Origin of the sequence: Pampinifervens navoyensis (genome assembly GCF_046159715.1) — a bacterium.
Classification (GTDB): Bacteria; Aquificota; Aquificia; order Aquificales; family Aquificaceae; genus Pampinifervens.
Map to the genome: position 1 here is coordinate 1 of NZ_JBJXCT010000003.1, position 22,319 is coordinate 22,319.

22 protein-coding genes, 1 tRNA gene and 1 CRISPR repeat array are annotated in these 22,319 nt (G+C 47.4%); of the genes, 12 read left to right on the forward strand and 11 right to left on the reverse strand.

Annotated features, from left to right (window positions below; translation table 11 throughout):
* Positions 1 to 48: 48 nt before the first annotated feature.
* Positions 49 to 1,008: a CRISPR direct-repeat array (repeat unit 29 nt; unit sequence GTTGCTAATCTACCGTGTGGAGTTGAAAC).
* A gap of 147 nt (positions 1,009 to 1,155) precedes the next feature.
* A complete protein-coding gene (gene metG / locus ACKRDP_RS02765; RefSeq protein WP_409153230.1) occupies positions 1,156 to 2,649 on the reverse strand; it encodes a methionine--tRNA ligase in 1,494 nt (497 codons plus the stop codon).
* Here metG and ACKRDP_RS02770 point away from each other — a divergent pair.
* The 4 genes from ACKRDP_RS02770 to ACKRDP_RS02785 all read left to right on the forward strand — a co-directional run bounded on the left by ACKRDP_RS02770 (position 2,648) and on the right by ACKRDP_RS02785 (position 5,000).
* Positions 2,648 to 3,196 carry a hypothetical protein gene (locus ACKRDP_RS02770; RefSeq protein ID WP_409153231.1) on the forward strand — a complete coding sequence of 183 codons (549 nt, stop codon included), beginning with the start codon at positions 2,648 to 2,650 and terminating at the stop codon, positions 3,194 to 3,196. The two genes, metG and ACKRDP_RS02770, sit on opposite strands and share 2 nt — an antisense overlap.
* 17 nt (positions 3,197 to 3,213) lie before the next feature.
* Positions 3,214 to 3,300: transfer RNA gene (locus ACKRDP_RS02775), tRNA-Leu, on the forward strand.
* Between the two features lie 7 nt (positions 3,301 to 3,307).
* Positions 3,308 to 4,108, forward strand: a complete 801-nt coding sequence (locus tag ACKRDP_RS02780) for a TIGR00282 family metallophosphoesterase (RefSeq protein ID WP_409153232.1) — start codon at positions 3,308 to 3,310, stop codon at positions 4,106 to 4,108.
* 10 nt (positions 4,109 to 4,118) lie between these two features.
* On the forward strand, positions 4,119 to 5,000 hold the full coding sequence (locus tag ACKRDP_RS02785) for a DUF86 domain-containing protein (protein WP_409153233.1): 882 nt from the start codon (positions 4,119 to 4,121) through the stop codon (positions 4,998 to 5,000).
* On the opposite strand, the gene mqnE is transcribed toward ACKRDP_RS02785, so the two are convergent.
* From mqnE to polX, 3 genes are read right to left on the reverse strand one after another with little or no spacing between them, the layout of a single operon-like run.
* Positions 4,991 to 6,100: an aminofutalosine synthase MqnE gene (gene mqnE / locus ACKRDP_RS02790; RefSeq protein WP_409153234.1), complete on the reverse strand. Its 1,110-nt coding sequence runs from the start codon at positions 6,098 to 6,100 to the stop codon at positions 4,991 to 4,993. The genes ACKRDP_RS02785 and mqnE overlap by 10 nt on opposite strands.
* Before the next feature lie 11 nt (positions 6,101 to 6,111).
* Positions 6,112 to 6,525: a nucleotidyl cyclase domain-containing protein gene (locus ACKRDP_RS02795; RefSeq protein WP_409153235.1), complete on the reverse strand. Its 414-nt coding sequence runs from the start codon at positions 6,523 to 6,525 to the stop codon at positions 6,112 to 6,114.
* A gap of 35 nt (positions 6,526 to 6,560) precedes the next feature.
* Entirely contained in the window at positions 6,561 to 8,309 is a 1,749-nt protein-coding gene (gene polX / locus ACKRDP_RS02800; RefSeq protein WP_409153236.1) for a DNA polymerase/3'-5' exonuclease PolX, read from the reverse strand.
* A gap of 16 nt (positions 8,310 to 8,325) precedes the next feature.
* Here polX and ACKRDP_RS02805 point away from each other — a divergent pair, with 16 nt between their 5' ends.
* On the forward strand, positions 8,326 to 9,144 hold the full coding sequence (locus ACKRDP_RS02805) for a metal ABC transporter permease (RefSeq protein WP_409153237.1): 819 nt from the start codon (positions 8,326 to 8,328) through the stop codon (positions 9,142 to 9,144).
* Here the strand turns inward: ACKRDP_RS02805 and ACKRDP_RS02810 are convergent.
* Positions 9,113 to 9,892 carry a ribonuclease HIII gene (locus tag ACKRDP_RS02810; protein WP_409153238.1) on the reverse strand — a complete coding sequence of 260 codons (780 nt, stop codon included), beginning with the start codon at positions 9,890 to 9,892 and terminating at the stop codon, positions 9,113 to 9,115. The two genes, ACKRDP_RS02805 and ACKRDP_RS02810, sit on opposite strands and share 32 nt — an antisense overlap.
* A gap of 59 nt (positions 9,893 to 9,951) precedes the next feature.
* Here ACKRDP_RS02810 and ACKRDP_RS02815 point away from each other — a divergent pair, with 59 nt between their 5' ends.
* Genes ACKRDP_RS02815 through ACKRDP_RS02830 form a run of 4 tightly spaced genes read left to right on the forward strand, consistent with a single transcriptional unit; the run spans position 9,952 to position 15,011 of the window.
* Positions 9,952 to 11,115 (forward strand): LL-diaminopimelate aminotransferase, encoded by a 1,164-nt coding sequence (locus ACKRDP_RS02815; RefSeq protein WP_409153239.1) that lies wholly within the window; start codon positions 9,952 to 9,954, stop codon positions 11,113 to 11,115.
* Positions 11,112 to 12,617 (forward strand): sodium-dependent transporter, encoded by a 1,506-nt coding sequence (locus ACKRDP_RS02820; protein WP_409153240.1) that lies wholly within the window; start codon positions 11,112 to 11,114, stop codon positions 12,615 to 12,617. Before ACKRDP_RS02815 ends, ACKRDP_RS02820 begins: the two co-directional genes overlap by 4 nt.
* Complete coding sequence (locus ACKRDP_RS02825) at positions 12,614 to 13,906, forward strand: PDC sensor domain-containing protein (RefSeq protein ID WP_409153241.1); 1,293 nt, start codon at positions 12,614 to 12,616, stop codon at positions 13,904 to 13,906. The genes ACKRDP_RS02820 and ACKRDP_RS02825 overlap by 4 nt, the downstream gene beginning before the upstream one ends.
* Positions 13,878 to 15,011, forward strand: a complete 1,134-nt coding sequence (locus tag ACKRDP_RS02830; RefSeq protein WP_409153242.1) for an acetoin utilization protein AcuC — start codon at positions 13,878 to 13,880, stop codon at positions 15,009 to 15,011. The genes ACKRDP_RS02825 and ACKRDP_RS02830 overlap by 29 nt, the downstream gene beginning before the upstream one ends.
* Here the strand turns inward: ACKRDP_RS02830 and ACKRDP_RS02835 are convergent.
* From ACKRDP_RS02835 to ACKRDP_RS02850, 4 genes are read right to left on the reverse strand one after another with little or no spacing between them, the layout of a single operon-like run.
* Positions 15,002 to 15,727 carry an SCO family protein gene (locus ACKRDP_RS02835; RefSeq protein WP_409153243.1) on the reverse strand — a complete coding sequence of 242 codons (726 nt, stop codon included), beginning with the start codon at positions 15,725 to 15,727 and terminating at the stop codon, positions 15,002 to 15,004. The genes ACKRDP_RS02830 and ACKRDP_RS02835 overlap by 10 nt on opposite strands.
* 10 nt (positions 15,728 to 15,737) lie before the next feature.
* Positions 15,738 to 17,480: a cbb3-type cytochrome c oxidase subunit I gene (locus ACKRDP_RS02840; RefSeq protein ID WP_409153244.1), complete on the reverse strand. Its 1,743-nt coding sequence runs from the start codon at positions 17,478 to 17,480 to the stop codon at positions 15,738 to 15,740.
* Between the two features lie 12 nt (positions 17,481 to 17,492).
* The gene (locus tag ACKRDP_RS02845) at positions 17,493 to 17,930 is read right to left on the reverse strand and encodes a cytochrome c oxidase subunit II (RefSeq protein ID WP_409153245.1); all 438 of its coding nucleotides are present in this window, start codon (positions 17,928 to 17,930) and stop codon (positions 17,493 to 17,495) included.
* 12 nt (positions 17,931 to 17,942) lie between these two features.
* Positions 17,943 to 18,068, reverse strand: coding sequence for a hypothetical protein (locus ACKRDP_RS02850; protein ID WP_409153246.1), 126 nt, complete (start codon positions 18,066 to 18,068; stop codon positions 17,943 to 17,945).
* 216 nt (positions 18,069 to 18,284) lie between these two features.
* Here ACKRDP_RS02850 and thiS point away from each other — a divergent pair, with 216 nt between their 5' ends.
* From thiS to hemG, 3 genes are read left to right on the forward strand one after another with little or no spacing between them, the layout of a single operon-like run.
* A complete protein-coding gene (gene thiS / locus ACKRDP_RS02855) occupies positions 18,285 to 18,491 on the forward strand; it encodes a sulfur carrier protein ThiS (protein ID WP_409153247.1) in 207 nt (68 codons plus the stop codon).
* Positions 18,492 to 19,295: a thiazole synthase gene (locus ACKRDP_RS02860; protein WP_409153248.1), complete on the forward strand. Its 804-nt coding sequence runs from the start codon at positions 18,492 to 18,494 to the stop codon at positions 19,293 to 19,295.
* Complete coding sequence (gene hemG / locus ACKRDP_RS02865) at positions 19,292 to 20,641, forward strand: protoporphyrinogen oxidase (RefSeq protein WP_409153249.1); 1,350 nt, start codon at positions 19,292 to 19,294, stop codon at positions 20,639 to 20,641. Before ACKRDP_RS02860 ends, hemG begins: the two co-directional genes overlap by 4 nt.
* Here hemG and ACKRDP_RS02870 read toward each other — a convergent pair.
* Both ACKRDP_RS02870 and leuC read right to left on the reverse strand, forming a co-directional pair.
* The gene (locus tag ACKRDP_RS02870) at positions 20,588 to 21,046 is read right to left on the reverse strand and encodes a Mut7-C RNAse domain-containing protein (RefSeq protein WP_409153250.1); all 459 of its coding nucleotides are present in this window, start codon (positions 21,044 to 21,046) and stop codon (positions 20,588 to 20,590) included. The two genes, hemG and ACKRDP_RS02870, sit on opposite strands and share 54 nt — an antisense overlap.
* Positions 21,027 to 22,316, reverse strand: coding sequence for a 3-isopropylmalate dehydratase large subunit (gene leuC, locus ACKRDP_RS02875; RefSeq protein ID WP_409153251.1), 1,290 nt, complete (start codon positions 22,314 to 22,316; stop codon positions 21,027 to 21,029). The genes ACKRDP_RS02870 and leuC overlap by 20 nt, the downstream gene beginning before the upstream one ends.
* Positions 22,317 to 22,319 lie beyond the last annotated feature (3 nt).

Genomic DNA, 22,319 nt, shown 5'->3' on the forward strand with positions numbered 1-22,319 from the left:
TGACAAAAGGCTTGATGTTTCTTATTATTTTTTACATACCGATTTAGGGTTGCTAATCTACCGTGTGGAGTTGAAACAGCTATAGCGGGGGGGAGACGATCACAATCTATGCCCGTTGCTAATCTACCGTGTGGAGTTGAAACTCTCTTAAGGACTCAAGGAACTCTTTGTCATATACGAGTTGCTAATCTACCGTGTGGAGTTGAAACAGTAGGGGTTTGTTTTTGGGTATACTTTTTTTCAGTGGTTGCTAATCTACCGTGTGGAGTTGAAACGAGAAGGACTGTTTTGAGAAGTAGGTTTTGTTGTTTACCGTTGCTAATCTACCGTGTGGAGTTGAAACGTTTACATACAGCACCTGTTCGTTTGTTGTGTCAGAAGTTGCTAATCTACCGTGTGGAGTTGAAACTGAACCAGAAATTATCTTTGTATACTCTCATGAATGCGTTGCTAATCTACCGTGTGGAGTTGAAACAGAAGTGGATGGGAAGCAATGCAGGAAAGGATACTTAGTTGCTAATCTACCGTGTGGAGTTGAAACTTAATTTTTCGGGTTGGAATAGAGGCACGGCTACAGTTGCTAATCTACCGTGTGGAGTTGAAACTAAAAGATAACATCAATTGAAAGTTTTCTTCCAGTATGTTGCTAATCTACCGTGTGGAGTTGAAACCTGTCTTATGTAGGTTCTTAGGGTTTTGTCCTGTGGGTTGCTAATCTACCGTGTGGAGTTGAAACACTCTTATACTACCAGTCGCCGCAGTAGAAACAGATACTCGTTGCTAATCTACCGTGTGGAGTTGAAACTAGATTAACCGCCTCATCAATTTGAGCTGGCGTAGAATTGTTGCTAATCTACCGTGTGGAGTTGAAACTCTATACTATCCTCATGGATTGGACTATTACAGATTGTTGCTAATCTACCGTGTGGAGTTGAAACTGCTCTCTGTCAGCTTAAAGCGTTTCATGAGTTCTCTGTTGGTTGCTAATCTACCGTGTGGAGTTGAAACAGCGTACGTGCTTTTTGCGAACTCTCTCGGAAGGGCGTTGCTAATCTACCGTGTGGAAGTTTCTCATGTGAGCTATAGGCTCATAACTTCATAAAGTTTACGGTCGGCCCTTCTCTGCGTAAGCTAAAAACCTACACCAGTTTTTTCTCATTCCCTCTTTGGAAAGAGTATTACCCTATCTTTCACAAGGTATTCTCTCCTTGCGTATGGCTTTAACTCCCCCTGCAGTGGCTCACATCCCATAGCTCTGAAGATTTCTCCCATCTTGCCCGGCATGAAGGGCTCAAGCAGGTTTGCCAGAAGATGTATACCATCGGTAAGCGTGTAGAGAACTTTTCTCAAAGCAAGTTCATCCGTCTTTGCAAGACTCCATGGTGCTTTTGAGTCCACATACTTGTTGAGATAAGAAGAAAGCCTCAGCACAGTCTCCAATGCGTTGTAAAAGTCGACCTTTTGCATATATCTGTCGTAGTCATCAACTACTTCACGGGCAACATTTTCATACTCAGAATCTCTTTCCCCCGAGACCTTACCCCCAAGATACTTTATATCCATTGCCATTACTCTACTGAATAAGTTTCCAACTTCATTGGCTAGCTCCCCGTTGAGCCTGTTCAGGATAGCCTCCCTTCTTATGTCTCCATCTTCTCCAAAGGGCATGTCTCTCAGAAGGAAATACCTTACCTCATCCAGCCCCCACTCTTTGACAAAGTGGTAGGGATTTATCACATTGCCCAGAGATTTTGACATTTTCTGACCTTCCACCTTCCACCATCCGTGGGCAAAGATTCTTCTGGGAGCCTCAAGGCCCACAGAGAAAAGAAAGGCAGGCCAGTAGACTGCATGAAAGCGTAGAATATCCTTTCCAACCAGATGAAGGTCTGCAGGCCACAGATGCATCCTGTCCCTGATTGCAGAAACGTAGTTAAAAAGAGCGTCAAACCACACGTATATGGTATGCTCCTGGTCAAAGGGCACCTCTATTCCCCATCTTACTCTGTTTCTCGGTCTTGTAACAGATAGGTCTCTCAACCCCTGTCTGACAAAGGCTTTCACCTCATTTTTCCTGTAGTCAGGCATTATGAACTCTGGCATGCTTTCGTAGAATTCAAGAAGTATGTTTTCATACTTTGACAGCCTGAAAAAGTAGGAGGGTTCCTTTATGTAATCGCAGGGTTTTAGATGTATGGGACAGACCTTCCCCTCTAAAAGCTCACCCTCGGGCTTGAACTCCTCACAGCCAACGCAGTACCAGCCCTCGTATTCTCCAAGATAGATGTCTCCCCTTTCATAACTTTTCACAAAAACTTCCCTGACAAGCTCCTTATGTTCCCTGTCTGTGGTTCTTATAAACCTGTCATAACTTATGCCCATAAACTCCCAGAGCTTCTTAAAGTTTTCAGAGTTCTGGTCTGCAAGTTCCTGTGGGCTAATGCCCTTTTCTTCTGCAGACCTCTGTATCTTCAGACCATGCTCATCGGTCCCGGTAAGGAAAAAAACCTCATACCCTCTTTTTCTGTAATGCCTGGAAAGCACATCGGCAGCTACTGTGGTATAGGCATGCCCTATGTGAGGGACATCGTTAACATAGTAAATGGGAGTAGTGACATAGAACTTCATGAGCTCTATATTATAAAGCATGAGAGCCCTTCTGCTCCTTCTGACTCTTCTCCTTTCTGGCTGTGCAGTGAAGACATGGACGCTGGAGGGTCCATCAGACCTTTCCAATGGGTTGACAGTCAGGGTAGAGATGAACCGGTGGAAATACTATCCCTCAGACCTTGATAGATATGTGCTGCCCATATACATTGAGATAGAAAACCGCGGTTCACAAACGGTCAAGGTGGCAAGAGAGGATGTATTTTTGATAGACGAGAAGGGTAATCAATACAATCCAGTTGAACCCAGAGATGTGATAAGCATGTTGGGAAGGGATTACCGCATGGGTATTGGTCTCGGGTTTGGCTACTGGAGCTCACCCTTTGGGCTGTGGTGGTCACCATATTACACCTTCCCCAGAAATGAATCATACCCCGACATTGTGAACAGAGCCTTTATATTCGGTGAAGTTCAGGGTGGTGCCAGGCTAAGAGGTTTTGTGTATTTTCCAGAAATTCCCAGAGATATAAACAAACTTACTCTAAACGTGAAGGGATACAAGTTCAGACTGAAGGCTAAGGAGGATTGAATTATAATATTTCTTCAGCGGGTGTGGCGGAACTGGCAGACGCGCTGGACTCAGGATCCAGTGGGCTTACGCCCGTGAGGGTTCAACTCCCTCCACCCGCACCATAAGGCCATGAAATTCCTCGTGTTTGGAGACATAATAGGAAAGCCCGGCAGGAAAGCACTCAGGTATTATCTTGCTGGATACAGAGACCTTGCAGATGTGGTGCTTGTAAATGTTGAAAACTCAGCCGGCGGATTTGGAATAACAAAAAAGGTTTACGAGGAGCTCCTCAACCTTGGTGTGGATGTAATGACATCGGGAAACCACATATGGGACAAGAAGGAGGTCTACCAGTTTATAGACCAGACAGACACACTTCTCAGACCCGCCAACTACCCTAGCGGTGTGCCCGGTAAAGGTTATGGTCTTTACGAAAAAAAGGGTGTGAAGTTTGCGGTAATAAACCTTATGGGCAGGTCCCTTCTGGACTCAAACCTTGACAATCCTTTCCTTCTCTTTGACAGACTTTACGAAGAACTTTACAGAGAAACCCCCCTCATAGTCGTTGATTTTCATGCAGAAACCACCTCTGAAAAGTGGGCTTTTGCACTTTATACGGATGGCAGGGCAAGTCTGGTATACGGAACGCATACACATGTTCCCACTGCAGACCAGATAATACTGAGAAAGGGCACAGCTTATGTGAGTGATGTAGGTATGACAGGATGCTGGTATTCTGCCATAGGCATGAAGCCAAAGGAGGCGATAGAAAGGTTTACAAGGGGAATACCCCAGAAGTATGAAGTAGAAGAGAAGGAGGATGTGGTGGTTAACGCCATTCTGGTTGAAGTGGATGACCGCACAGGTAAAGCGCGAAGCATTGAACGCCTTCAGCAATACATAACAAGAGAAGAGCTTAGAGAAGTATAAATTTATACACATGCAGGAAAGGCAGAAAAAGCCAAAGATAAGCCTTATACTGGAGAGCTTTACTCAGCTCGAGAAGGCATACACGGACCTGAAAAAGAACCTCAGCTGTGTTAGGGAAGACTTCGTTGAAAACAAGCTCCTGCAAGATAAGGTGAGGGTTGATTTCAACCTGGCCTTTGAAAGCTGTATGAGAGTTTGCAGACATCTTTCGACAGTTTACAACATAAAAACTACCTCAAAGGACTGTCTGCAGAAGGTGGGTGAGTTTGTTGGCCTTTCTCAGGTGGAGGACCTGGGAGAACTCAGCCAGTTCTACATAAAGCACCGCGACCTCAAGGAGGCTCTCCCCCCGGAAGAGCTCTACGACTTTCTGAGCAGGTCTCTGCACCTTTTCAAGGACTATGCAAAGGCTGTGGTGGAGTTCATAAAAAAGGAGACAAACAACCCTCTGCTAATAGACTTTGAACTACTCAACGAAAAGGCAAGGCACATAAAAGAATCCCTAAAGAAGATAGACTTTGTTCTGTCTCAGGGTTTTGAAGAGTTTTCAAAGACGCCCATGTATTACGACAGGGTGAAATACTTCTATCAGGTGGCCTACGACAGCCTCTTTGACATATGTAAACATCTGGCACCCAAGTTTGGTGTCAAAAAATTTGGAGACGACTGCCTCTCAAAGCTGGTAGAGGTGGGCGTTATTCCCCAGGAGTATTACATGGACATTTTCCGTATGACCAACCTCAAAAACAGGCTCATAAGCACCTGGGAGGTAAGTCCGGAAGAACTTTACAGAAGCCTTGTGGAAGTAAGGGATAAAATAGAGCCCGTGGTGAGAGAGATATCAAAGAGCCTGAAGAGCCTGCTGGAAAGCAGGCAGAAGCCTCAGGGATAGATGGCCACAGGATTGTAAAAGGTATCTCTTTCCACCGGTATCTTGTCCGCACCTCTTATGAGTTTTATGAGTTTTTCTTTTGTATGTCCGAGGGCAGAGGTTGTTCCCGCTGCATGCACTATCTTCTCCTCCTGAATGGTTCCATCAAGGTCATCCGCACCCATGTTCAGAGCTACCTGTGCTACTCTTTCGCCAAGAGTGACCCAGTATGCCTTTATATGGTCAAAATTATCCAGAAAGAGCCTTGCTATGGCTATGGTCTTGAGGTCGTCAACAGAAGATGTTCTTTTTCCACCTATCCTTGTGCCCTCTGGCCAGTAGGCCAGTGGTATGAAAACCTGAAAACCACCGGTCTCGTCCTGAAGGTCTCTGAGCCTTTCCATATGCTCAACCCTCTCCTCATAGGTTTCCAGGTGTCCGTAAAGCATGGTAGCGTTGGTGGGAATGCCGAGCCTGTGTGCTGTTTTGTGAACCTGGAGGTATTCCTCTGCGTTGGCCTTGTATGGAGCTATGATTTTCCTAACCCTTTCTGAAAATATTTCTGCGCCACCGCCTGGTATGGCATCAAGTCCCGCCCACTTGAGTTCAGTAAGAATCTCCTCATAACTCTTGCCCGATATCTTGCTCATATGATGTATCTCTATGGCAGTCCATGCCTTTACAACCATATGGGGAAAAGACTTTTTTATCTCCCTCACAAGGTTTACATATTCCTCATACTTCCAGTGAGGTGGTATTCCACCAACTATGTGAACCTCCTTACCACCCATCCTTTGAGTCTCCTCAACCTTCCTGAGCACCTCCTCAAGGCTCATCTCATAGGCCCTTGGGTCTGACTTTGTAACTCCAAAACTGCAGAAGTTGCACTGATAGACGCATATGTTGGTGGGGTTTATCTGCCTGTTGACTATAAAGTAGGCAAAATTGCTATTTTTCTTCCTGTTTACCCACTCCGCAAGGGCACCAACATAACTGAGGTCTGCTTCGTAGAAGAGCCTTATGGCATCTTCAGAGGACAATCTTTTGCCTTCAAGCACTTTTTCGCCTATGGATTTTAAACTTTTTGCAGAGCTTTTTTCTATAAGCGACTCTAACTGCATGCTTTCCTCCTTCAGTTTATTGGTATAGGTCTGCCCTTCTGTTCAGAATATAGTTTGAGGGAATCAATTAAATCTTCGTAGCTTTCTCCGTCTTCTGGGTAGGTGACCACAATGTAATAGCCCTCTTCACCCAGAAAATCCCTGATACCCTCTGCCAGGTGGATGGCTCCTTCCTTACTTGTGCCGGGAAGCAGGCAGATTATATAGAACCCCAGCTGAGCTATTACGTCTGACTCTCTCATGGACTTAGATATGCTCTCAAGGTGTTGTTCTGAAAGGTGTTCACTGTATAGCAACAAAATTGAGAAATTATCTACACCGGGGATATGTTCTACAAGAGAGAGGTCTTTTTTCAATCTCTTTAACTCACCTATCTCGTGCCTTACAAGGGCATGAAGGTTCTCAGGGCTGACAAGCTGTGCCATACTTACGATTATAAGCCTTTTTGCATGCGGGGCAATCAGTATTTTCCACTCAGCATGAGCTCTCTTTTACGCTTTACAAAGTCCTTTACACCATGCAGGTCTTTCGTGTTCAGAACGAGCTCAGGAATTGCCCAGCCTCTCCTTGCAAGACCAACACCCACCTGCATGTATGAGAGATGTTTTACAGAGTGAGCATCAGTAACAATGGCTATGGTAACACCCTCCTGCATGCACCTCCTTATGTTCTCCGGTGAGATGTCAGCCCTGTAGGTGTTTAGCTCAAGGGCAGTTCCAGTCTCTTTTGCGGTTCTTATTACCTTTTCCATGTCAAGGGGGTAGCTTTCCCTGGTCCCGTAGGCCTTTCCCGTTGGGTGGCCTATAAGGTTCACATAGGGGCTTTCCATAGCTTTGAGTATTCTGTAAGTATTGTCTTGATTGAACCTTGAGTGTATGGAAGCTACCACAAAGTCAAACTCCTCAAGGAGTTCGTCTGGAAGGTCAAGAGAACCGTCAGGCAGTATGTCCACCTCACAGCCTCTCAGTATGTAAAAGCCCTTTGGATTGTAGTACTGGTTTAACCTCTCTACCAGTTTGAACTGCTCCCTGTAGCGGGCTGGGTCAAGGCCGTTTGCAACCCGTGCGGATTGGGAGTGGTCTCCTATAACCATATACTGGTATCCAAGCTGATAGCAGGCTTCCGCCATTTCCTCAAGGCTGTGAAGTCCATCGCTCCAGTTTGAGTGCATATGGAAGTCACCCTTTATATCTTTTAGCTCCACAAGCCTTGGCAGTTTCCCCTCAAGGGCAAGCTCTATCTCCCCTGTGTTTTCTCTCAGCTCTGGCGGAATCCACTGCATGCCTATCAGGTTGTAGACCTCTTCTTCGGTACTTCCTCCTATCCACTCCTCCGTGTCTGAACGGAAAACTCCATATTCGCTTATCTTGAGCCCCTTAGCTCTGGCTATGTCCCTGACTCTCACGTTGTGTTCCTTTGAGCCTGTAAAGTATTGAAGAGCTGCACCCCACTGATGGGGTTCTACTGTTCTGAAGTCCACCTGCCTGCCTTCCTGAAGCACCACGCTTGACTTGGTTTCTCCATGAAGGAGAACCTCTTTTACGCCTCCGTAAGACACAAAGTGCCCATGGAGTTTTGCCCAGTTATCTTTTTTTGCAGAGATGAGAAGGTCAATATCACCTACGGTTTCCTTTCTTCTTCTCAGGCTTCCAGCAAGCTCTATGTTTTCATAGAGGTCTCTTACGCTCTCAAAATACTTCAGAAGCTCCTGTCCAAGCTCGTAAGCCTGTAGAAGTGTCATCCTCTCCTTGCTTTTTTCCCACAGCTCCAGACCCCTCATTATGTTCTGAATTTTCTTTTCTCCCATTCCTGGAAGGAAAGCAAGCTGCCCGCTCCTGACTGCCCTTATAAAGTCTTCCTTGCTTCTTACCTTGAGCCTGTCATAGGCAAGTCTCAGAGTCTTTACGCCCACCCCCGGAACTTCAAGAAGCTCAAGAAGGTCTTCCGGCACTTTCTGCCTCAGTTCCTCGTAAGCCCCAACTCTTCCTGTGCGAAGGTATTCCAGTATCTTTTCTACGCTGGATTGTCCTATGCCGTGTATCTGGTGAATCTTTCCTGTGCGCACCAGCTCTTCCACATCCTCACCAAGCTCTGAGAGAACCTCAGCCACCCTTCTGTAGGTGTTTATACGGTAGGGGTTATCTCCCAGAAATTCAAGCATGTCCGCCATCCTATCAAAGATTCTGGCAAGTTCTCTGTTTTTCTCCATAGGTTAAAATTTAGGAATGGAACTTCTCTCTTACAGCCTTTTCTGGGAAGGCTTCCTCTCTGCTCTTTTCATAGCCCTCTCCACCTCCCTTGTGGGAGTTTTCCTCCTCATAAAGAGGCTTGCCATGCTGGGTGCGGGTCTGTCGCACGCTGCCTTTGGGGGCATAGCCCTTGCCATAGTGCTTGACCTTGAGCCCATGACCTTTACTGTGTTTTATACTGTCCTGCTTGGTCTTCTCATTCAGTTCCTTGTAGACAGAAAGTCTCTGCCGGCGGATACGCTGGTTGCCCTTTTTTTCTCTGTGGGTGTGGCCATGGCAATAGTGGTGCTTGGAATTACGGACAACCTGGGCACAAATGTGTTCTCCTATCTCTTTGGTAGTATGCTCACTGCTTCAGAAAAGGACCTTCTCCTTTCTGTGATTGTTTTTATGCTTACCCTTCTTTTTGTATTCCTGAACTACAGAAGTCTGTTGCTTCTCAGCTTTAATGAAGAAATTGCAAGGCTCAGGGGTGTAAAGGTGGGGCTTCTCAACTATTCTCTTATTGCCCTTGCCTCTGCCAATGTGGTTCTTTCCATAAAGGCGGTGGGCCTTGTGCTCTCTGCAAGCTTTATATCCATACCCGCCATGACCTCTCTGATGGTGTCCTCTTCCTTTCTTCAGGGGATGCTCCTTTCAGTAGGTTTTTCTTTCCTTTCTCTTTCTTCTGGCATAATTCTTTCCCTGCTCCTTGACCTTCCGCCCAGCGGTGCGGTGGTGGGAAGCATGGTCTTTTTCTTTGTCCTTGCCTCCTTAAGCAAGTTTATAAAAAGAAGGTTTTCAGGAGTTTTTTAGCCATCTGTGCATCCCGGCGGTAGATTCTCCGGGCAAGTTCCATAACCTGCGGTGATGAACCCTTTGGCAGGTTGTGCCTTCTGAGCCATGTGAGAAACTCAGCCCTTGCAAGGACACTGGCGGTGGCAACCGCAAGCCTTTCTTCCCCCCTATGCTCAAATTGAACCCTTTTATCAAAGGGGCTTTTCTTTGAATAGGCGTCGACAAAAAAGCTTGCAGAAGGATACTTCTTGAAAAGCCCTTCCAGTAGTTCTCCATAAAGTGCATCCAGTATTCTGTTGAGATTTCCAGATTTCTGATAAAGCTCGTTTAACTGGCCGGGTTCTACAAGCCTGCACCTGAACTCTCCAAAAGACCTGAAAAGGTCTGCTTTCCTGAGAACCTCCTCGTCTTTCATCCTCTTACAATCCCTCATATTGAGGCTCAGAACCTTCTTGTAATACTCTGGCTTTATAACAGCACAGCAGAGCACCAGAGGACCAAACACATCCCCCTTCCCAGACTCATCACAGCCTATGTCTGTAGAAGAGGGTGCTTCAATCAGAGAGAGAACCAGTTCCTTCATAGCCTCTGTCCTCTTACCCTGAATGAGAAGAGTTCCCGAAGGGTATAGCCTGAGGGTGTTTTCTCCGTCAGTTAAGAGCCATTTCAGACCAGGACTCTCAAGTTCATAGAAGCCCCTTCTCAGAAGCTCGCTTTTAAGCTCCTCTGCCTTTTCAGGGAATACTTTGAGGGTTAGGTTTGTCATGTTCTGAACATTACTATTTTACTGATATAATAAAAATCCATAATCTTCGGAGGTGCACAATGATTGAATATGCCCACAGGATAAATGCTCTTCCACCCTATCTCTTTGCTCAGATTGACCAGAAGAAGAGAGAAAAGCTCTCTCAAGGTGTGGACCTCATTGACCTTGGGGTTGGGGACCCGGACATTCCCACTCCACAGCCCATAGTGGAAGCTATGAAAAGGGCTGTAGAAAAGCCCGAGCATCACAGATATCCCTCCTACGAGGGCATGCTTTCCTTCAGGCAGGCTGTAGCAGACTGGTATAAAAAGCGCTTTGGCGTTGAACTTGACCCTCAGAAGGAGGTGGTGACCCTTATAGGCTCAAAGGAAGGTATAGCCCACTTTCCACTGGCTTTTATAAACCCGGGCGATGTAGTCCTTTGTCCTGACCCGGCGTATCCAGTCTACAAGATAGGCACTCTTTTTGCTGGAGGCGAACCATACATACTGCCCCTGAGGGAAGAGAATGGCTTTCTGCCAGATTTTAAAAGCATTCCGGGTGATGTGCTCAAAAGGGCAAAAATCATATGGGTAAACTACCCCAACAACCCCACTTCTGCCACTGCGGATGAAGGCTTTTACAGAGAGCTCGTAGCGTGGGCTAAGGAGCACAACTTAATAGTGGCTTCAGACCTTGCCTATTCAGAGATATACTTTGGAAGCAGAAGACCCATGTCCATACTGCAGATAGAGGGGGCAAAGGAGGTTGCCATAGAGTTTCACTCTTTTTCAAAGACCTTCAACATGACAGGGTGGCGTCTTGGTATGGCGGTTGGCAATGAAAAGCTCGTTGCTGGACTGGGGAAGGTGAAGACAAATGTGGACTCTGGTCAGTTTCAGGCAATTCAGGAGGCAGGCATTACAGCCCTCAACCTTCCAGAGGAGGAGCTCCAGAAGATAAGGGAAACATACAGGGAAAGAAGACAGGCCATGGTAAAAGCTCTTGAAGAGGTAGGTCTGAAGGTTTACAAGTCTGATGCCACTTTCTACCTATGGGTGAGGGTGCCTGAGGGATACACCTCTGCAGGCTTTGTTTCAAGGCTGCTTGATGAATGTGGAATAGTATGCACTCCGGGCAACGGCTTTGGAGAGCATGGAGAGGGATACTTCAGGATATCTCTGACGGTGCCAACTCAGAGGCTTCTTGAGGCGGTGGAAAGAATAAAGGGTCTTAAGATATGAAGAAGAGGGAAGCCTGGGCTTCCAGAATAGGTCTCATCTTTGCCGCTGCAGGAAACGCTATAGGTCTGGGAAACCTGCTGAGGTTTCCCTCCAAAGTTGCCCTCTACGGCGGCGGTGCCTTTATGATTCCCTACTTTGTGGCGCTTTTTCTGCTTGGTATACCACTAATGATATTGGAGTGGGTAATAGGAAGGTATGCGGGGGCAAAGGGTCATGGTTCTATGACGGGGATTATGGGCTCTCTCTTTCATCATGCCAACTGGGCAAGAGTGCTTGGCTCAATAGGCGTTGCCATACCCTTTCTAATTGTCTGCTACTATATATACATTGAGTCCTGGACGCTGGGCTTTGCAGTGCTTTCCCTCTTTGGTCAAATGCCAGTGCCCGTAGAAGGCGGTGATGCAAAAACCGCCATGGCTCCCTATGTAGATTTTTTTAGAAACTACACAGAACCCTCAGTTTACGCCCTTGTTTTTTTGTTCATAACCCTTGCGGTAAACTGGTATATACTCCAGAGGGGGATAGTCAAGGGTATTGAACTTACCGCAAAGGTGGGAATACCAGCCCTTCTGCTCATGGGGATTTTCCTTGCGGTGGTATCTCTGTCCATTAGAGGGGGAAAGGGTCTTGAAGGGCTTCTCTACATCTATACTCCAGACTTCAGCAGAATATGGGACCCTCAGGTCTGGCTTGAAGCATCAGGGCAGATATTCTTTACTCTTTCTCTGGGTATGGGTGCTATAGCCACCTACGCCAGCTATGTAAAGGCCCGTGAGGATGTTTTAAAGGCAGGGCTCTGGACGGCAGGCTTGAACGAGTTTGTGGAGGTAATCATAGGTGCTTCCATAGCCATACCTGCCGCCTTTGCCATGTTTGGGGCCATGGCTGTGCCTGAGCTGGCAAAGGAGGGCACTTTCAGAATTGGCTTTATGTCCATGCCTGCAGTTCTTATGGCATTGCCCCTTGGCTGGCTTCTCTCTGCGGTGTGGTTCTTCCTTCTTTTTATAGCTGCACTTACCTCCTCCCTTGCCCTTACACAGCCTCTTATAGCGCTCTTTGAGGATGAGATGAGGTGGAAGCATTCAAAGGCTGTAAATGTTTCCATGCTCATGGTAAGTTCAGGCGCTCTTCTTTCTGCCTTCCTTCCTGGATTTATAGACGAGCTTGATTTCTGGGCAGGGACCTTCATGCTTGTCTTCTTTGCCCTCCTTGAAATAATTGTTTTTGTATGGATATTTGGAGTTTACAGGTTTCATCACGAGCTTACAAGGGATGTTTTTATAAGGGTGCCAAAGTGGCTGGTTTACTTTTTTGCCATAGTTTCTCCCATGTTTCTGGTTATTCTCCTCTATCAGTGGGGACTCCTTCAGGCACCCAGGGTGCTGGCTCAGGCCGATGGTGGAGTGGTTGCCGCCCGCCTTTTCATAATTGCAACCCTCGTTCTGCTTGCCTTCATAGCCGTAGAGAGTAGAAGAAGATACCTGGCAGGACCTCACATATGAGAGATATACAGCTTGTGAGTTTAGCCACTGGTGTGCCAAGAATAGAATACAACCTTGGTATAAAGGAAGCCCTGAAGGCTTTTGAAGAGTTCAGTATCTATGACTTTCTTGTTGTGGTCAGGGACAACAGACCTATAGGCACAGTCAGCAAGCTTGACCTGATAAAAGCTCAGCACAGAGAACATCTGACAGTGGGCGACCTTGCTCATCCGCTGATGAAGTTAAGGAACGCAACCTTAAAGCCTGAGCATCTTACATCGCTTCTGGACTTTTTTAACGCCTACAAATCACCCATCCTGCTGGTGGACAAAAAGGGTTCATACATGGGTGTTCTTTTTTACCATGTGGTTCTTTACCACGCAAGCCTTTTTAGAGAGGCTACAGTTCCCATGTTCCAGAAGATAAGGTCCCTCTTCGGTCAGGATTACTATTTCTACTGTTTCTACATAGGTGGCCTCAGGGGTTTTGTGGAAGAATACGGGTCTTCAAAGGGGGAGAGCCTTCAGAGGATACTTTACGAGGACGTAAAAAATACCATACAGGGAGACGTGAGCCTCTCTTACGAGGAAAATGAGGTATATGCCCTTTCCAGGGTGAAGCTGAAAGAAGAAGAAATCGTAGATTTATACCGGGAGTTTCAGAGAGAATTCTCCCTGCTCTATGCAGATGCAAAGCCCATCTACCTGTTCGGCTACTGCATACCCATAAAAAACCTTAGAAGCTTTGAGGACTTTTTCAAGCTCAGCTCAGAACTGAAAAAAAGGATGGAGGATGTGCACGATGCTTCCTGTTTCATATTCCATGAAGAAAAGCCTTCTGTGGTTCTCTGCGAGTATGAGAAAAGGGAGTTGATACACCACATAAGGCACAGGATAAAGCAGGATTTTGAAAACATAGTGGAGAGCCTCAAAAGGACTGACAGAGACCTGTGGGAATTTGTGCTATACGATTTTTTCAAAAAGTATCCATACTTTGAGCTTTTTTATGTCATAGGAGAAAGTGGGCTTCAGGTTTCCAACAATGTGGTGAACCCAAGGCTCACCTATCCCATCAAGACTGGTAAGAAAGGAGCAGACAGGTCAGAGAAGGAGTATTTTAAGAAGGCGAGCCACGAAGATGTTTACATCTCCAATATATACATATCGCAGGCAACTGATGACTTTTGCATAACCGTTTCCAAAAAGTTCAGCTATGGTGAGAAGAGCTACCTTCTGGCTGGAGACATAAACTACAGAGAGGTCCACAGGCTGGTAAAGAGCTATGCGGAAGAGCTCAAAACTGATAGGTAGCTACGCCTATAGAAACCTCAGGTATTCAAAGAATCATCCCCTGAGGATTCCGAGGGTTTCACTGCTCTTGGAGCTCCTGCACGTCATGGAGCTCCTTTCGGGGGAAGAGCTTACAGAGAGCAGACCCGCCAGCTGGGAGGAGCTGAGACTCTTTCATGAGGAGGAATACCTCAGAGCCCTTCAGGAATGCGACCAGTGTCAGTGCGTAAAGAGGGAATACAGAGAGAAGTTCAACATAGGAAGCTATGAAAATCCAGTTTCACCCGCCATGTGGAGAGGTTCTCTGCTTGCCACAGGCTCTTCCGTGCAGGCGGTGGAGCTATTTCTTGAGGGATACTCAGCCTTTAACCCGGCTGGTGGCATGCACCACGCCTATCCCTCAATGGCAAAGGGCTTTTGCTTTATAAACGACCCGGGAGTAGCCCTGCAGTATATCCTATCAAGGGGCTTCAAAAGGGTGCTCTACATAGACCTTGACGCCCACCACTGTGACGGAGTGCAGGACTTTTTCTACGAGGACGACAGGGTTTTCGTTTTTTCCATCCATCAGTCCCCCGAGTATGCCTTTCCCTTTAAGAGAGGCTTTCTCCATGAGCGTGGTTCTGGAAAGGGCAGGGGCTACAACCTCAACGTACCTCTACCTGCGGGAGTCAACGATAGCGAGTTTCTGTTTGTGTTAGAAAGAATCATCCCCATAATAGCAGAGCTCTACAGACCAGAGGTGTATGTGCTTCAGCTTGGCACCGATGTGCTTTTAGAGGACTACCTTTCCAAGTTTGAGCTGTCCAACTGGGGCTTTCTGAGAGCCTTTGACCTTGTGAGGGAAGTCCTTGGGGATGGCGTGTATCTGGGGGGAGGAGGCTACCATCCCATCGCCCTTGCCAGAGCGTGGGCTCTCCTGTGGTGCAGGCTCTCAGGTAGGAAAATCCCAGAGCGTCTGAGTGCGGAGGCAAAGGAGCTTCTCCTTTCCGTGGACTTTGAGGAGTTTGATGAAGATGTGGACAGAAGCTACATGTATGAGAGCCTCCTTGACAGACCAAGGGAAGGAGAGGTAAGGGAAAAGGTAAGGAAGATAGTGGAGGAAACGCTGGCTTACTACAGGTGAAGGGTTTTTTTTGTTTCTCTTCTGTGAAGAAGCCTTGCACTGCTTATTACAAGATACAGACCGCTGAGGGATACCCCCATAAGCCCCGCAAAGAAAAGAAACCTTGTAAAGTCCTCAAGAATGTCCCGCTTACCCAGAGAATATTCAAGAGCTCTGCGCATCTCCTTGCTATCAAACACAACACCATACACATACTTTTTGACCTTCATGTCCGGAGAGATGAATACCACAAGATTGGGGTGAACAAAGTCCTTTGTCTCCGGAATAGACATGAACCTGAAGTCTATGGCATCCACAAGCCTGAAGAGGTCTTCCTTGCTCTTTACCCTTACCACCTTCCATCCATCTCCATCAAGACCATGCTTTTCCTGAAAGGTTTTTATATCCTCCTGCCCATCGGTGGGGTCAAAGGTGAAGGATAGAACCCAGAAGTCTACGCCGGGCTTTCCCAGGGACGGGATGACTTTTTTGAGCGAGTCCGTTATTATGGGGCATGCGGAGGTGCAGTTGGTGTATATGGGGCTCAGGATTAGGGGCTTTCCCTTCAGGCTGTGGAGGTTGAACTCCCTTCCGAAAGAGTCTACGAGAAAAACGTCGGGAAGCTCCTTTCCGAGAGTTTTTCCCTCGTTGGGGGGTATGCCAGTAGAGCTTTCCTGAGAGAAGGCTGAAAAAATAAAAAAGAGGAGGGCTAAGAGCCCTCCTGACAGATGGCGCACGACGGAACCCTCACTTGACCTCAGCGGTTTCTTTCTTTTCATCTTTTGCAGACTGTGGTTTGGTTATAGGCACGGGGCTTTTGTCGTTGTAACCCGGTGAGTCAAAGAACACGCCCCTCTTTGTAACATCGTAGAGGGGTGGTATGTAGGATATGAGGAAAAGCAGAGAACTGAAAACTACCCAGGGAGTAAGCCTTTGAAGGGCTGGCATCTTTTCATCGTGATAGGGTTCTGCGGTGGGGATTTCAAGCTCAGCTTCTTTAACCGCAGGTGAAAGTAAGGTTCCAAAGAAGGATACAGCCCAGAATACAAAGCCCACAACAATAAGAACTCCTGCAAACACAGAAAGCTCGGCGTATCCAACCCATTCCGGCCTGTAGAGGGGTGATTCAGGGTTCAGGTAGGATGTGCCTGTGTTTGTCCTTCTTGGAAATCCATGAAAGCCTGCCAGAGACATGGCGTATTCAAATATGAGCATGCCCTGCCACCAGAGCCAGGGTGCAAGCACTGCAAGACCCTTAAACCTTATTTCTTTTCCTGTTAGCTGGGAGAGGAAGAAAAGAGACATACCAAGAAATACAAGCGTCACAAGTCCACCCACAGTGGTGTGGAAGTGGCCGGGGACAAAAGAAGTGTTATGAACCACCTGATTCATGTTGTAAGAGGCGTTTATGATGCCAGTAATACCACCCACAAAGAAGAGGAAAAGACCTGCCATGAAATAGGAAACAAGCCACTTGTTGCCCTCAAGGCTTATGTAGGGTATCTTTGCCCACCAGTAGAAGAGAGAGTTTTTCACCTCTGGAAATTTTGACTTTATGGAGTATTCAAGGGATGCAGCCACCGTAAAGGCGGTTATCATGCTGGGAACTGCAACACCAAAGGTAAAAAGGGCATGTATAAGCTTGTAGTTGCTGGTTATCCCTGGCTCTGTAAACTGGTGATGTAGCCCCACGGGGAAGGAGAGTATGAGGAAGAGGATAAAGACGAACCTTGCGGCGCCATCCGAATAGAGCTTTCCATCACCGGTAACTATCCTTGGAAGAACGGTGTAGAGCATCACATAGGCAGGCAGGAGCCAGAAGTAAACCACAGGATGTCCAAAAGCCCAGAAGAGAGTTCTCGCAAGGGATGGGTTTATCTCCTGAACTAAGCCAAGAGACAGGGGAAGAAGCTGAAAGAGCACTTCAACAACCACAGGCACCACCATAATCACCCACATGATGTGGTTTATCAGCATGCCATAAACGGCAAGAGGCACCTTCTGCCCGGGGTTTTCCCTTCTCCAGGATACATAGTTAGGTAACCAGTCAAAGAAGAGTGGAACTATCGAACCTACTATCAGAAGAGCAGCACCGAGATAAAAGGTCCAGTGGGCTATGAGCGGTGGGTAAAAGGTGTAAAGCACGTTTGCCTTGCCAGTAAACATTGCCCACGCAGCCATAAGAGTTCCGCCGAACATGAGGATAAGACTGAGCCACTGCACAGGAGGTCTGAGGGGTTTTTTAAGGTAGTAGAGAAATACTATGTTTCCAAGGGCCACTATGATTATGGTGGTGAAAACTATAGCGTTTATAACCCCGTGTAAGGTAAGACCCTGATAGTATTCAATACCACCCACAGACATGTCCTTTATGACCCCAGCCCTGTAAAGCACCTGCATTAGGCCGTGGTAAATACCAAAAACAAGGAGCAGGACTGGGAAGACTATCTCTGCCACTATGATGTTCCTTATTGTTCTGTCTACCTTCATGGCATACCTCCTTTACTTGACTACTATCTTCGTAGCCATATCCTGATGGCCTATGCCACAGTATTCATGGCATACTATGTGATAGACACCTGGCTTGTCAAACTTATACCTTGCGTAGGCAACAGTTCCGGGAATAGCCATAAGGTTCACGTTTGTTCCGTCAATCTGAAAACCATGTATCACATCTCCACTGGTCAGGTATATGTCCACCACTGAGCCTGCTGGTATTTCCACATCCGCTGGCTCAAAATACCACATCTTGGCAAGATAGTGAATTTCATACCTGTTAGGTGCATGCTGGATTACCTTGCCTTCAGTAAAGGGTTTAACATCCGTTATACACGTTGGTACGTCAATGTTCAAGGCTTTTGCAGCATAAACGAGCAGGGCTGCAAAGAAACCAAGAAAGCCAACCGCAAGCACAAGAGCTGTCTTTTCTGCCTTATCCATGGCTTCACCTCCTTATGGTTGTGTCTGACCCCTGACGAGCATTGTCAGGTAAGTGGACAGCCACACAAAGGCATAAAAGCCAAGCATGAAAAGGAAGAAGGCTACCGCCCCCTTTGGGAAGAACTGCTCGTCCTTCATGGCATACCTCCTATAAGGATGTTTTATAACATAATAAAACTTACTTATGAGTATATGCAAACTTTTATATTTTGTCAAGTTATATCAGAAGAAAGATTTATTCAATTTCTTCTTTTCACCTTTCATGGTTTATTAATCTAAAATAAGTAATTAAGAATATCATTATGCATTTATACATCTTGCAAAACCGAAGCAGAGTTTATATTTAATATTTCCATGAAGCTTCTCGTTAACGGCAAGGAGCTGGAAGTAAAAGAGAACATCACCCTGCTTGCCCTCCTTGAGAGTAGTGGCATACAGGTCAGACCTGTGGGTCTTGCGGTGGCGGTGAACGAGGAGATAGTGCCAAAGAGTAAGTATGGGGAGTGCATATTGAAGGATGGAGACAGAGTTGAGATAGTAAACATAGTAGGAGGTGGCTAAATGCTGGACTACGAAAGGCTTCTGGAGGATGACTACCTTGAGATTGCGGGAAGGCGTTTCCGCTCAAGGCTCATAATAGGGTCTGGTAAGTTCAGGAGCTTTCAGGAAAACAGGGATGTGCTTGAAGCCTCTGGTGCGGAGATGATTACGGTGGCAGTGCGCCGGGTAAACATTACAGACCCGACAAAGGAAAACCTTCTTGACTACATAGACCCCAACAAGTATCAGATTCTTCCCAACACCGCCGGCTGCTATACCGCAGAAGAGGCAATAAAGACCGCCATGCTGGCGAGGGAAGCAACGGGCATAAACTGGGTCAAGCTGGAGGTCATAGGAGACCAGAAAACACTACTGCCAGACATGGAGGAAACCCTAAAGGCGGCGAAGTTTCTTGTAAAAGAGGGCTTTGTAGTCCTTCCCTATATCTTTGACGACCCTGTTTACGCAAAGAAGTTTGAGGATGTGGGCTGTGCGGCGGTCATGCCCCTTGCAGCACCTATAGGCTCAGGTCTTGGCATGCAGAATCCCTATAATCTCATATTCATAAAGGAGGCGGTCTCAGTGCCAGTTATAGTGGATGCAGGCATAGGCACTGCAGGAGACATACCTCCCGTTATGGAGCTTGGCGTGGACGGTATACTCACCAACACAGCCCTTGCAGAGGCAAAAGACCCCATAAGAATGGCGGTCTCCATGAAGTATGCCACCATAGCGGGAAGGCTCGCCTACCTTGCGGGGAGGATGCCAAAGAGGACTTACGCAGTGCCCTCCTCACCTCTCAAGGGTGTTCCCTACAAGACATGATAGACATAGCAATAGTAGGGGCGGGCATATCCGGGCTTTCCGTTGCCCTGCACCTTAAAAGAAGGGGCTTTGAAGTCCATGTCTTTGAAAAGGAAGAGCTCCCAGGGGGCAACATACAGACTCTTCAGAAGGGGGGCTACATCCTTGAGCTTGGACCACAGACGGTGCTGGCGGATGGAAAGGTAGAGGAGTTTTTAAAGACCGCAGGCATAAGCCCCCAGTATGCCAGCGAAAGCTCTAGGATAAGGTATGTCTACAAGAAGGGTAAGCTTGTCCCGCTTCCCATGTCTCCCCTTAGCTTTATAAAGTCTCCCTTGCTCTCTCTTACAGGCAAGCTAAGGGTTTTGAGAGAGCCCCTTGTGCCACCTTCTGTAAAGACAGAAGAAAGCATTGCAGAGTTCGTCCGCAGAAGGCTCGGGAAAGAGTTTCTTGACTACGTGGTCGCTCCCTTTGTTTCGGGGGTTTATGCAGGAAATCCCGAGGAGCTATCTGTTAAGTATGCGGTAAGGCGTGTCTACGAGCTTGAGCAGAAATTCGGAAGCCTGATAAAGGGAGCCATTAAGCTCAAGGCTCTCGGACCGGGTGGAAGGCTCATATCCTTTGAGGGTGGAAACTATAGTCTCATAAGGCATCTATCTTCTGAGCTAAAGGTGGATACAGAGAACGTGGTCCTCAAGATAAGGAAAAAAGATGATAGGTTTGTGCTGGACGCAAAGAAGGGCAAATACGAGGCAAAGTGCGTGGTGGTCTCTGCTCCCGCCACTTCTGCGGGCTATCTTCTGAGGGACATATCCTGGAGCGCATCAGAAGAATTTGACAGGATATACTACGCCCCCGTGGTGGTCATTCACGCAAGCGTAAAGAGGGGTTCTGTCCCTCCGGGCTTCGGCTTCCTCGTGCCAAGGGTTGAGGGAAAAAGGACTCTTGGCGTTCTCTTCTCCTCTCAGATATTCACTAAAAGGGCACCGGAGGGCAGGGAGCTCCTGACCGTATACATGGGGGGAGCTACAGACCCCGATGTGGTAGATTACGAAGAGGAAGCTCTGTATGAAATAGCGGAGAGGGAACTGAAAGAAACGCTCAGAGTGGACGCAGTTGACTTTCTCAACATAACTCGCTGGAAGAAGGGCATTCCCCAGTATACACTGGGTTACGGCAAGTATATTGAGCTTGCAAAGACCTTGGAAAGAGAAAACCCCGGTCTTTTCCTGACGGGAAACTACCTCAATGGCGTTTCTGTAGCGGACTGCATAAAAGGGAGCTATGAAGTTGCCAAGAGGGTGGAGGACTACTTAGCAGGAGTTAAGCACTTTCCTGAGAATTCTCCTAAGTCTGGGATGGTGTGAGCCCTTCCAGTATATCTTTCCACAATGAGGACACAAAGTAAAGTCCCTTCCGTATAGGTAGACCATGGGTGGTATCCTGTCCTTTACCTCCTCCCTGTCAACTGCTACAAGTTCAGCGTTGCAGTGATAGCATCTGTTTAGCTTCAGCTCTGGCTCAATGTGGAAGTATCTTATGAGAAGGCAGAGCTGGACCTTCCAGTCATCCTTTGGAAGTATCAGGTATTCTATGCCCCATGCCTTGAAGTGTTCTTCCAGCTTCCTTGAGGTGGTGATAAATATCCTGCCCGGATACCTTACAACTTCTGATTTGTTTATAGGTCCCTTTATAAGAAGGGCATCCTGGCCCAGGAGCCTGAGCCAGTGGGCAAGCCTGTGAAGGTCTGCTTCAAGCAAGAACCTCTTCAAGCTCCTCCTTTCTGACCACCTCCTCAGGATGGGCTATCCTGCCAAGGACTGCACTTGCAGCCACCACTGCAGGGTTGGCAAGGTATGCCTCGCTCTTTGGATGTCCCATCCTTCCGGGGAAGTTCCTGTTGGAGGTGGATATGCAACGCTCACCCTCCGCCAGAATGCCCATATGACCACCAAGGCATGGACCGCATGTGGAAACGGAAACAGAACAGCCTGCAGAAAGGAAGATGTCAATAAGACCTTCCTTCAGAGCCTGCATGTATACCTGCTTGGAAGCTGGAATTACTATGCATCTAACATATGGGTGGACCTTCTTACCTTTGAGTATCTTTGCCGCTACTCTGAGGTCTTCAATCCTTCCGTTGGTGCAGGAGCCTATAAAGGCCTGGTCTACAGTTATGTGGGTTGATTCAGAAACAGGGTGCACGTTTGATGGCAGGTAGGGCCAGGCAACCAGAGGCTCTATCTTGCCTGCGTCCCACTCGTATAATACCTCGTAGCTGGCATCAGGGTCGCTCTGATAGACCTTCCAGGGCTTTTTTGCCCTCTGGGATACATACTCTATGGTCTTCTCGTCGGGTGCTATTATTCCGCTCTTGCCACCGGCCTCTATCGCCATGTTGGCTATGGTGAGCCTCTGCTCTATTGAGAGACTCCTTACGGCTTCGCCGTCAAACTCCATAGCCTTGTAGAGGGCTCCATCCACTCCTATGTGACCTATGGTATGCAGTATGAGGTCTTTGCCTGAGACCCAGGGCTGGAGCTTGCCGTAAAAGACAAACTTCATCGTAGGCGGGACCTTGAGCCATGTTTCTCCCGTTGCCATGGCGTAGGCTATGTCCGTGGAACCCATGCCTGTGGCAAAGGCGCCTATGCCCCCGTAAGTGCATGTATGAGAGTCTGCACCCACCACAAGGTCTCCGGGCACCACAATACCCTGCTCGGGCAATATAGTGTGTTCTATGCCCTCACCTTCTGGGAAAAACCACTTTATGTTGTGTTTCCTTGCAAAATCCCTCACTATCTTTGCCTGCTCTGCAGACTTTATGTCCTTTGCAGGCACAAAGTGAGAGAGAACCAGAGCTATTTTCTCAGGGTCAAATACCTTCTGTATGCCATACTTTTCCAGTATCTTTATGGCAAGGGGTGCAGTCACATCGTTTGCCATGGCAAGGTCTATCTTCACCGTAATGAGCTCACCGGGGTGGACTTCCCTTTTCCCCGCGTGGTCTGCAAGTATTTTTTCTGTGATGGTCATTCCCATAAT

Bases quoted from the DNA above. Each gene is read 5' to 3' on its own strand.
- ACKRDP_RS02770 (WP_409153231.1), top strand. From the start codon at position 2,648: ATGAGAGCCCTTCTGCTCCTTCTGACTCTTCTCCTTTCTGGCTGTGCA.
- metG (WP_409153230.1), bottom strand. From the start codon at position 2,649: ATGCTTTATAATATAGAGCTCATGAAGTTCTATGTCACTACTCCCATT.
- ACKRDP_RS02780 (WP_409153232.1), top strand. From the start codon at position 3,308: ATGAAATTCCTCGTGTTTGGAGACATAATAGGAAAGCCCGGCAGGAAA.
- ACKRDP_RS02785 (WP_409153233.1), top strand. From the start codon at position 4,119: ATGCAGGAAAGGCAGAAAAAGCCAAAGATAAGCCTTATACTGGAGAGC.
- mqnE (WP_409153234.1), bottom strand. From the start codon at position 6,100: ATGCAGTTAGAGTCGCTTATAGAAAAAAGCTCTGCAAAAAGTTTAAAA.
- ACKRDP_RS02795 (WP_409153235.1), bottom strand. From the start codon at position 6,525: ATGGCACAGCTTGTCAGCCCTGAGAACCTTCATGCCCTTGTAAGGCAC.
- polX (WP_409153236.1), bottom strand. From the start codon at position 8,309: ATGGAGAAAAACAGAGAACTTGCCAGAATCTTTGATAGGATGGCGGAC.
- ACKRDP_RS02805 (WP_409153237.1), top strand. From the start codon at position 8,326: ATGGAACTTCTCTCTTACAGCCTTTTCTGGGAAGGCTTCCTCTCTGCT.
- ACKRDP_RS02810 (WP_409153238.1), bottom strand. From the start codon at position 9,892: ATGACAAACCTAACCCTCAAAGTATTCCCTGAAAAGGCAGAGGAGCTT.
- ACKRDP_RS02815 (WP_409153239.1), top strand. From the start codon at position 9,952: ATGATTGAATATGCCCACAGGATAAATGCTCTTCCACCCTATCTCTTT.
- ACKRDP_RS02820 (WP_409153240.1), top strand. From the start codon at position 11,112: ATGAAGAAGAGGGAAGCCTGGGCTTCCAGAATAGGTCTCATCTTTGCC.
- ACKRDP_RS02825 (WP_409153241.1), top strand. From the start codon at position 12,614: ATGAGAGATATACAGCTTGTGAGTTTAGCCACTGGTGTGCCAAGAATA.
- ACKRDP_RS02830 (WP_409153242.1), top strand. From the start codon at position 13,878: ATGCGGAAGAGCTCAAAACTGATAGGTAGCTACGCCTATAGAAACCTC.
- ACKRDP_RS02840 (WP_409153244.1), bottom strand. From the start codon at position 17,480: ATGAAGGTAGACAGAACAATAAGGAACATCATAGTGGCAGAGATAGTC.
- ACKRDP_RS02845 (WP_409153245.1), bottom strand. From the start codon at position 17,930: ATGGATAAGGCAGAAAAGACAGCTCTTGTGCTTGCGGTTGGCTTTCTT.
- ACKRDP_RS02850 (WP_409153246.1), bottom strand. From the start codon at position 18,068: ATGAAGGACGAGCAGTTCTTCCCAAAGGGGGCGGTAGCCTTCTTCCTT.
- thiS (WP_409153247.1), top strand. From the start codon at position 18,285: ATGAAGCTTCTCGTTAACGGCAAGGAGCTGGAAGTAAAAGAGAACATC.
- ACKRDP_RS02860 (WP_409153248.1), top strand. From the start codon at position 18,492: ATGCTGGACTACGAAAGGCTTCTGGAGGATGACTACCTTGAGATTGCG.
- hemG (WP_409153249.1), top strand. From the start codon at position 19,292: ATGATAGACATAGCAATAGTAGGGGCGGGCATATCCGGGCTTTCCGTT.
- leuC (WP_409153251.1), bottom strand. From the start codon at position 22,316: ATGGGAATGACCATCACAGAAAAAATACTTGCAGACCACGCGGGGAAA.